Annotated in this window: 7 protein-coding genes; 6 read left to right on the forward strand and 1 reads right to left on the reverse strand. The window is 49.6% G+C overall.

What is annotated here, in order from left to right; translation table 11 throughout:
• Window positions 1–209 precede the first annotated feature (209 nt).
• From CLOSYM_RS05710 to CLOSYM_RS05720, 3 genes are all read left to right on the forward strand, one after another.
• Window positions 210–1,211 (forward strand): CPBP family intramembrane glutamic endopeptidase, encoded by a 1,002-nt coding sequence (locus tag CLOSYM_RS05710; protein WP_021641325.1) that lies wholly within the window; start codon window positions 210–212, stop codon window positions 1,209–1,211.
• Window positions 1,212–1,431: 220 nt separating this feature from the next.
• Window positions 1,432–2,271, forward strand: coding sequence for a DegV family protein (locus CLOSYM_RS05715; RefSeq protein ID WP_003501191.1), 840 nt, complete (start codon window positions 1,432–1,434; stop codon window positions 2,269–2,271).
• 37 nt (window positions 2,272–2,308) lie between these two features.
• Complete coding sequence (locus tag CLOSYM_RS05720) at window positions 2,309–3,592, forward strand: CapA family protein (RefSeq protein ID WP_021641326.1); 1,284 nt, start codon at window positions 2,309–2,311, stop codon at window positions 3,590–3,592.
• On the opposite strand, the gene mnmL is transcribed toward CLOSYM_RS05720, so the two are convergent.
• On the reverse strand, window positions 3,540–4,496 hold the full coding sequence (gene mnmL, locus CLOSYM_RS05725) for a tRNA modification radical SAM protein MnmL/YtqA (protein WP_021641327.1): 957 nt from the start codon (window positions 4,494–4,496) through the stop codon (window positions 3,540–3,542). The genes CLOSYM_RS05720 and mnmL overlap by 53 nt on opposite strands.
• Window positions 4,497–4,755: 259 nt before the next feature.
• Here mnmL and CLOSYM_RS05730 point away from each other — a divergent pair, with 259 nt between their 5' ends.
• The 3 genes from CLOSYM_RS05730 (at window position 4,756) to CLOSYM_RS05740 (ending at window position 7,477) form a co-directional block, all read left to right on the forward strand.
• Window positions 4,756–6,045 carry a galactokinase gene (locus tag CLOSYM_RS05730; protein WP_003501197.1) on the forward strand — a complete coding sequence of 430 codons (1,290 nt, stop codon included), beginning with the start codon at window positions 4,756–4,758 and terminating at the stop codon, window positions 6,043–6,045.
• An 8-nt stretch (window positions 6,046–6,053) separates the two neighbouring features.
• Window positions 6,054–6,749 carry a DNA alkylation repair protein gene (locus CLOSYM_RS05735; protein WP_009298354.1) on the forward strand — a complete coding sequence of 232 codons (696 nt, stop codon included), beginning with the start codon at window positions 6,054–6,056 and terminating at the stop codon, window positions 6,747–6,749.
• A gap of 83 nt (window positions 6,750–6,832) precedes the next feature.
• Complete coding sequence (locus CLOSYM_RS05740) at window positions 6,833–7,477, forward strand: cytidylate kinase-like family protein (RefSeq protein WP_044902170.1); 645 nt, start codon at window positions 6,833–6,835, stop codon at window positions 7,475–7,477.
• Window positions 7,478–7,972: the final 495 nt, after the last annotated feature.

The raw sequence follows: 7,972 nt of genomic DNA on the forward strand, positions 1-7,972 counted from the left end.
AATTCATTCCGGCCGGATTCCCCCTCACGACCACTTTCAACCGGGGACGGAAGACTCAGCCATTCCCCTCACCACACCGGACATGGTCCGTTCCGGACGCGTCCTCCTACCTCAGTTAAATCTCCATTTACATAGCTGCCCGAATTGACTCCGGCTCCGAAAATCGCTATACTATAATCAGTGGCGCATACGGAATAGGAGATTATGATATGGAAAACAGCAATTATAACTGGAGTCAGGTTCAGGAATACAGGCAGGAGGTAAAGCATATCTGTTCTGTACTTGGATGGTCCCTGGTGGCACTGGTTCTCTTAACACAGATCGCCGCCATCCTTTTCGGACTTATCGGTTATCTTCTGTCTTACTATAAAGTGATGGGAGTGGGAGCGGAGCTTTATAAGATATTGAATTCAGGCTGGTTTTCAACGGCCGGAGCCCATCTGCTCGCTTATGCCCTGGTTCTGCCGGTGATATTTGCCGTTATGGAACATGTGCCGGAGGTGGTACCGGAGAAAAAAAGGATGCGTCCGGGAAAATTTTTCATGTTTTTTATTTTGATTATGGGAGCCGGATATATTCTGAATATTGTGGGCAATATCCTGAATATAATAGTGGCGGCGGTGACAAACAGAAGCACTTATAATATGAATCCCGTCAATAATCTGTTTGAAAGCCTGAACCCGGTGGTGATTCTGTATGTATCGGTTCTGGGGCCGGTCATTGAGGAATATATCTTCCGCTGGAAGCTGTTGAACCGGCTGCGCCCGCTGGGGGAAAAAGCGGCAATTCTTTTTTCAGCCCTGATGTTCGGCCTTATGCACGGAAACCTCTCCCAGATTCTCTATGCAACTGCCATCGGCGTTGTTCTGGGTTATGTTTCAATCAAAACAGGCAGGCTTAAATATAACTGTATTTTACACATTATGGTTAACAGCTATTCCACCCTGCTCCTTCTGATGATGAGCCGGAAAACGATTACAATTTCCTATCTGCTAGCAGTCCGTGCCGTTCCCGTGGTTACGCTGGGAATGATTATCGCTTCCATTGTCATATTTTGCGTCAATGTGAAGAAAACAAGGCTGCTCCCGGGAAACTGGCCGGAGGGGATTGAGTACAGGGATTTTTCATCCGCGATGTACCTGAATCCGGGAACCGTTGTATTTATCGTACTGAATTTACTTCTGGCGGGGTATTACCTGCTTTTGGCATAGCCATGCTACTATAAGCAGGGCTATGTTACTGTTCGCGGGATACACGGCGCGAAACGGCGTTTTTTGCCGTTTCTGTGCATCGCGAAGCGTGTTACTGATCGCAGAACTGCGCTTTTCAGCAGGGCTGTGATCAGTAACTGCTTGACTTTCGTTCATGTGGTTACTATAATAAATAGTAATGAATACTATGTGATGCGAATCGCATGACAGGAGGAATATTATGACGTATAAAATTATTGGAGACAGCTGCCTGGACTTAACAGATGAATTAAAAAAAGATGCCCGTTTTCAGATGGTGCCGCTCACGCTGCAGGTAGACGATGCCCAGGTAATAGATGATGAAACATTTGACCAGAAGTCGTTTCTGGAACTCGTTAAGAACGGAAAGGAATGTCCGAAAACGGCCTGCCCTTCCCCGGAAAAGTTTAAAGAAGCTTTTGAGTGCGGCGCAGAGAATATATTTGTGATTACTCTGTCGAGTCATCTGAGCGGAACTTATAATGCTGCGGTTGTGGGGAAGGAATTGTACGAGGAGGAACACGGGAAGGATAAGAATATTGCCGTAGTGGATTCCTTGTCGGCCTCTTCCGGCGAGCTGAATATCGCGATGAAGATTCGGGATCTCTGTGAACAGGAGCTTCCCTTTGACGAGGTAGTGAAGCAGGCGGAGAGCTACCGCGATTCCATGGAAACTTTTTTTGTCCTGGAGTCCCTTGACTTTTTGAGAAAGAATGGCCGTCTGACCGGACTGCAGGCCTTTTTTGCAACTACATTGAATATTAAACCGATCATGGCCGGAGATAAGGGCGTGATTGTGAAACTGGAACAGGCCAGAGGGATGAACAAAGCGCTGTCACGGATGGCTGATATTGCTGTTTCGCGCGGAGGCGACACGAAAAATAAGCGGCTGATCATCGCCCACTGCAATAATCGGGACAGAGCGGAGCAGGTGAAGGAACTGCTGTGCAGCAGAGCGTCATTCGGGGAGATTGTTATTACAGATACGGCAGGGGTAGCCACGGTGTACGCCGGAGACGGCGGTATTATTGTGACTCTTTAAACGCTGCTGCCTGTCGTGTTCATCATATGAGGAAACGATGAGAAGAAGAAAACGGTTAAAGAAAATATTTATAATGCCGCCGGTGCTTCTGGCGGCATTACTTATCTGGCTGGTGATATCCCAAAGAGCCAACAGCAGGCCGGAAGCGGGCTTTATGGATGATGTCCCTGTGGAGCATTTTTTGGCTTCGGACAGGGAGCCGGACTCCGGTCTGCAGGACAGCTTCAGGCTCCCGGCCGGGAAGGACGGCGGGGAGAATCTGGAAGGCCTGCCGGAGGAACCGGTTCTTAAAATAGAGACGGGGAAAAAGGGCGGGAACCTGCCCGGATCGGATAATGAGTTCGGGCATCTGCCCGGCGCCGGTGATTCGGGAAAGCTGTCCCTGTTGTTCTGCGGTGATATCTATCTGTCGGACCACGTTCTGAACGCATATGACAGAGCCGGGGGAATATCCGGAGTACTGGATGAAGGGTTGAGAAATGAGATTGCTTCTGCCGATATTTTTATGGCAAATGAAGAATTTCCGTTCAGTGAGAGGGGAATTGCCGCGGAAGATAAGCAGTATACCTTCCGTCTGCCGCCTTCGCGTATGAATGTCATGCAGGAAATCGGCCCGGATATCGTAGCTTTGGCTAATAACCATATCCTGGATTACGGTACGGATGCCCTGCTGGACACATGTGCCCTGCTGGACGGTGCGGGTATCAGGCGGGTAGGGGCCGGGGCCGGATTGGATGAGGCGAAAAAGCTGGAAGTGTTGGAGGCAAAGGGAAAGAAGATTGGGTTTCTCGCCGCTTCCAGAGTCATTCCGGTATCCTCATGGGCAGCCGGAAAGTCCCATCCCGGGGTACTGACAACCTACGACCCTTCCATTCTCCTTAATGAGATTAAAGCGGCACAGGGGCAGTGCGATTACCTTGTCGTCTATGTACACTGGGGAATCGAGAGGAATACACAGCCGGAGGAATACCAGAGAACGCTGGCAAGGCAGTATATCGATGCCGGGGCGGATCTGGTGGTGGGGAGCCATCCTCATGTACTCCAGGGAATCGAGTATTATAAAGGAAAGCCGATATTATACAGTCTTGGCAATTTTGTATTCGGAAGCGTAATTCCTCAGACCATGATGGTCCGGGTGGAGCTGGATGAAGCGAACCAGGCCGTCCTGTCTGTGGTTCCGGCCACATCCTCCGCCGGTTATACAAGGCAGATGGATGTCTCAAAATGGCCGGAGTTTTTTGAAGAGCTGAAAGCTCTTTCATTTGACATTACGGTTGACGGGGACGGTGCCATTCACCCTGGTACGCCCCAGTCTCCCTGAGCGCTCTTGTCAGGGAATTCAGAAACAGCCGTTTGTTGCCGCTCCATTCAGGGGCGATTAGGAGTTTTTTCGGACCGTCTCCGCTGAGACGGTGGATGACAATATGGGGCGGCAGCAGCCGGATGCATTTTAAAATCAAGTCAATATATTCTTCCATGGTCATGACCGGGAATGGGGCCGCCTCATAGAGGGCGGCCAATTTTGTGCCTTTTAAGACGTGGAGCAGTTGGAGCTTAATTCCGTCCACAGGCGGGGTATGATTAGCCAGAAAACGTATCGTTTCAAGCATCATATCTTCCGTTTCCCCGGGAAGCCCCAGGATTACATGGACGATTACCGTTAATCCTGCTTCTTTCAAACGTCTGACCGCATCAATAAAACAGGGAAGCTCATATCCGCGGCGGATCAGCTCTGCCGTTGATTCATGGATCGTTTGAAGTCCCAGCTCGATCCAGACCGGCTTTTCTTTATTTATCTCTTTCAAAAGTCTGATTACCTGCGGCGGCAGGCAGTCCGGGCGGGTACCGATGGACAGGGCCGCGATATCGGGATGGGAGACGGCTTCCCTGAAAAGAGCTTCCAGATAATCCACAGGGGCGTAGGTGTTGGTATAGGACTGGAAGTAGGCGATATAACGGCCATTCTTTATTTTAGCTGAGACGCGGGCCTTGGCCGCCTCAATCTGTTCCGTGACACTGGCATGCTGCGGCTCGGCAAAATCACCGGAACCGCCTCCGCTGCAAAAAATGCAGCCGCCGGTTCCGAGGGTGCCGTCGCGGTTTGGGCAGGTCATTGCACCGTCCAGCGCCAGTTTATATATTTTTTCTCCGAATGTCTGTTTTAAATAATAGTTGAGGGAGTGATAGGGCTTATCACCCCATGAATATGGGCTGTATGGTTCCATTTTAACCTGTTTTACCGCCTTTCCTGTTGGTCTTACATATCGGCCGGGCTGAGGCCCGCGATATAGTGATTGTATGTTACAGTCAATGCTGTCCGAACTGTTATGAGTATACAGGATACGACTGTTTGCGGCAAGGAATTTAGTTGTTACTATTTATACAATTTATTTATAGAAAAATCAGAGAATATCATATTGAGGCTTACCAGACGGAATGGTATACTGTAGATAACGAAAAACAATGGGGAAAAGGAGAAGAATCATGACAGTACAGGATACACTTCAGAAGCTTGATACGCAGGAAGCAGCGGAATTGATGGCAGAGCTTTACGGTGAGGCAGGCGCTGCCGGGAATACGGAGCGTTACCGTCAGGTGGTAAAAGGATTTGAGAAGACATACGGTGATAATGATATTCTGCTGTTCAGCTCACCGGGCCGTACTGAAATCAGCGGGAACCATACGGATCATAATCACGGTAAAGTACTTGCCGGAAGTATCAACCTGGACTGCGTAGGCGCTGCGGCCAAGAACGGGACAGATACGGTCCGCATTCTCAGCGAGACATTTAACCAGAAATTTATCATCAGCCTGAAAGATTTAAAACCCAGTGCGGAAATGGCGGGAACCATCGATCTGACCAAGGGAATTCTTCAGGGCTTTAAAGAAAAAGGCTACGAAATCGGCGGTTTTGACGCCTATATCACAAGCAATGTCATCAGCGCGGCCGGAGTAAGCTCCTCGGCGGCCTATGAGATGCTGATCTGCTCCATGCTGAATACATTTTTTAACGGCGGTAAGATGGATGTGGTGACTTACTCCCATATTGGAAAATATTCTGAGAATCATTTCTGGAATAAAGCATCCGGGCTGCTGGATCAGATGGCCTGCGCAGTCGGAGGCTTTATTACCATCGATTTTAAGAATCCGGAAAAACCGGTTGTAGAGAAGATAGACTTTGACTTCGGTGCACAGAATTACAGCCTGGTTATTGTGAATACAGGCAAGGGGCATGCGGATCTGAGCGCGGATTACTCCTCCGTTCCTCTGGAGATGAGAAAAGTGGCGGCCTACTTTGGAAAAGAAGCGTGTGCAGATATAACCGAAGAGGATGTTATCCGGGAGATGGCCGATGTCCGCGCCTATGCCGGGGACCGCTCCGTCATGAGGGCGCTTCACTTCTTTGAAGAGAATAAGAGAGTGGAGGAGCAGGTAAAGGCGCTCAGGGAAGGCGATTTTGAGACATTTCTGCAGGATGTCACCGCATCGGGCAATTCTTCCTGGAAATGGCTTCAGAATGTCTATACGACGGCAAACGTGCAGGAACAGGGGATCAGCATCGCCCTGGCATTGACCGAGCTGTTTATCAAAGAGAAGCAAAAGGGGGCATGCCGGATTCACGGAGGCGGGTTTGCAGGTGTAATTATGGTTATGCTGCCAAACGGACTGGTCGATGAGTATGTGGAATACATTGAGGGGGCAATCGGAGAAGGCAATGCATACCGGATGAGCATCCGCCCTTACGGAGCCATCTGTGTCAGTGAAAAGATGTGAGCGCTGTGATGAAGGACAGCAGGGAACTGACGGATGTCAGAAAAGAACTGGAACTCCTGGCGGATGAGCCTTACCGGTTGTTTCACAGCCGGCTCCTTCCGGGGACGGAGAACATCCTGGGTGTCCGGGTCCCCCGCCTCTGGAAGCTGGCCAGACGTCTGGTAAAGGAGGAAGGGAGCGGATATCTCGGCCGTGCCGGTGATGATACGTATGAAGAGATTATGCTGCAGGGGATGGTGATCGGCCTTTTAAAAGAGGATACAGGGCAGATGCTTAAGCGGCTTCCGGCGTTTATGGCGAAGGCCGAAAACTGGGCTCACTGCGATATTGTCTGCTCCGGACTCAAGAAGGTAAAAGATGACAGGGAGAGCGTCCTGGCCTTTCTGAAACCGTACATTTCATCGGAGAGGGAATTTGAAGCCAGGTTTGCCATTGTCCTGCTTTTGGATTATTATATAGATGAGGACTATATTGATACGACATTGGAGCTTTTACAGCAGGCGGTCCATCCGGGGTATTATGTAAAGATGGCGGTCGCCTGGGCCTTGTCCGTCTGCTATGTGCAGTTTCCTGAAAAGACGCTTGCATGCATGAGGGAAGGGCCGTTCGATGATTTTACTTACAACAAGGCGCTTCAGAAGATAACGGAGTCTTTCCGGGTGGATAAAGAAGAAAAAGCGTTTATCCGCAGTCTGAAGCGGTAATAAAAATGTTACTGTTCACAGCATGACAAAAAGCGGCTTGCTGCACACAATAACACTCAGATCAGATGCAGGGAGGGAGATTTATGGGAAACAAAAATTTGATTATCACCATTGAGAGAGAGTATGGAAGCGGCGGACGCATTGTGGGAAAGAAGCTGGCGGAAGAGCTGGGGATACATTTTTATGATGACGATATTTTGAAACTGGCATCGGAGAAAAGCGCGGTGGGGGAACAGTTTTTCCGCCTGGCTGATGAGAAAGCGGGCAACAACCTGCTCTATAGGCTGGGAGGCGGGAGAAAGATTGATCTCCACTCCAAACCGTCGCCCAACGATAAGCTGACTTCCCCAGAAAACCTGTTTAAATTCCAGTCTGAGGTGATGCGCGAGCTGGCGGAAAGTGAGCCGTGTATCTTCGTGGGGAGGGCGGCAGGCTATGTTCTGGATCAGGATGAGGACATCGAACGTCTGATCCGTATTTTTGTTTACACAGATAAAGTCAAGAAGGTACAGCGCGTTATGGAAGTGGACTGTATTGATGAGGAACGCGCCAAGAGAAGAATCAAGAAGATTGAGAAGGAACGGAAAGAGTACTACAAGTACTTCACAGGCAGCGAGTGGCACAGCATGAAGAATTATGATCTGCCCATTAATACGACGAAGCTGACTCTGGAGGAGACGGCGGAGCTGATCAAGGCTTATATCAGGCTGAAAGGATTTATGGACTGACAGGTGAAGGTTCGGCGGTTAGCTGAAAACAAACTGTAAAAGTTTGTTAATGATCACATGGCTGTGTTCCGCGAGATACCAAAAGAGCCTCCGCCTTACTTGACAATTGCAGGAACTTCTGCTAGACTGGGCGAATAAGATATAGCACGACAACACGGCGGGAAATCAGAGCGGTTTCACCCTGCTGTTATACGAACATACCGTTGCGGCGGTCTTCCTTATATGGGGGAGTAGTCAGACACAGAATATATGTGCGGCAAGTCAACATGCATGGCGTTAACGCCTGGTTTGCCTTAAATGACGAGACTCATATGCAGTAGTAAAATACTGCGTATGAGTCTTTTTGTTGATGGCGGTGACCTGTGCTAAGGAAGTATGTCCGCTAAAGCAGCCGCGCTCCGGCGCGGTAGTCTGATGCGGACAGGAGCCGGACATTAACAATTGTTACAGTTCAGCCTTCTGCCAAACTGCAACAAATGATGCACAGAAACGGCA

The sequence above is a fragment of the [Clostridium] symbiosum ATCC 14940 genome, assembly GCF_000466485.1.
Lineage (GTDB): Bacteria > Bacillota > Clostridia > Lachnospirales > Lachnospiraceae > Otoolea > Otoolea symbiosa.

Bases quoted from the DNA above. Each gene is read 5' to 3' on its own strand.
- CLOSYM_RS05715 (WP_003501191.1), top strand. From the start codon at position 1,432: ATGACGTATAAAATTATTGGAGACAGCTGCCTGGACTTAACAGATGAA.
- CLOSYM_RS05740 (WP_044902170.1), top strand. From the start codon at position 6,833: ATGGGAAACAAAAATTTGATTATCACCATTGAGAGAGAGTATGGAAGC.
- CLOSYM_RS05735 (WP_009298354.1), top strand. From the start codon at position 6,054: ATGAAGGACAGCAGGGAACTGACGGATGTCAGAAAAGAACTGGAACTC.
- CLOSYM_RS05710 (WP_021641325.1), top strand. From the start codon at position 210: ATGGAAAACAGCAATTATAACTGGAGTCAGGTTCAGGAATACAGGCAG.
- mnmL (WP_021641327.1), bottom strand. From the start codon at position 4,496: ATGGAACCATACAGCCCATATTCATGGGGTGATAAGCCCTATCACTCC.
- CLOSYM_RS05730 (WP_003501197.1), top strand. From the start codon at position 4,756: ATGACAGTACAGGATACACTTCAGAAGCTTGATACGCAGGAAGCAGCG.
- CLOSYM_RS05720 (WP_021641326.1), top strand. From the start codon at position 2,309: ATGAGAAGAAGAAAACGGTTAAAGAAAATATTTATAATGCCGCCGGTG.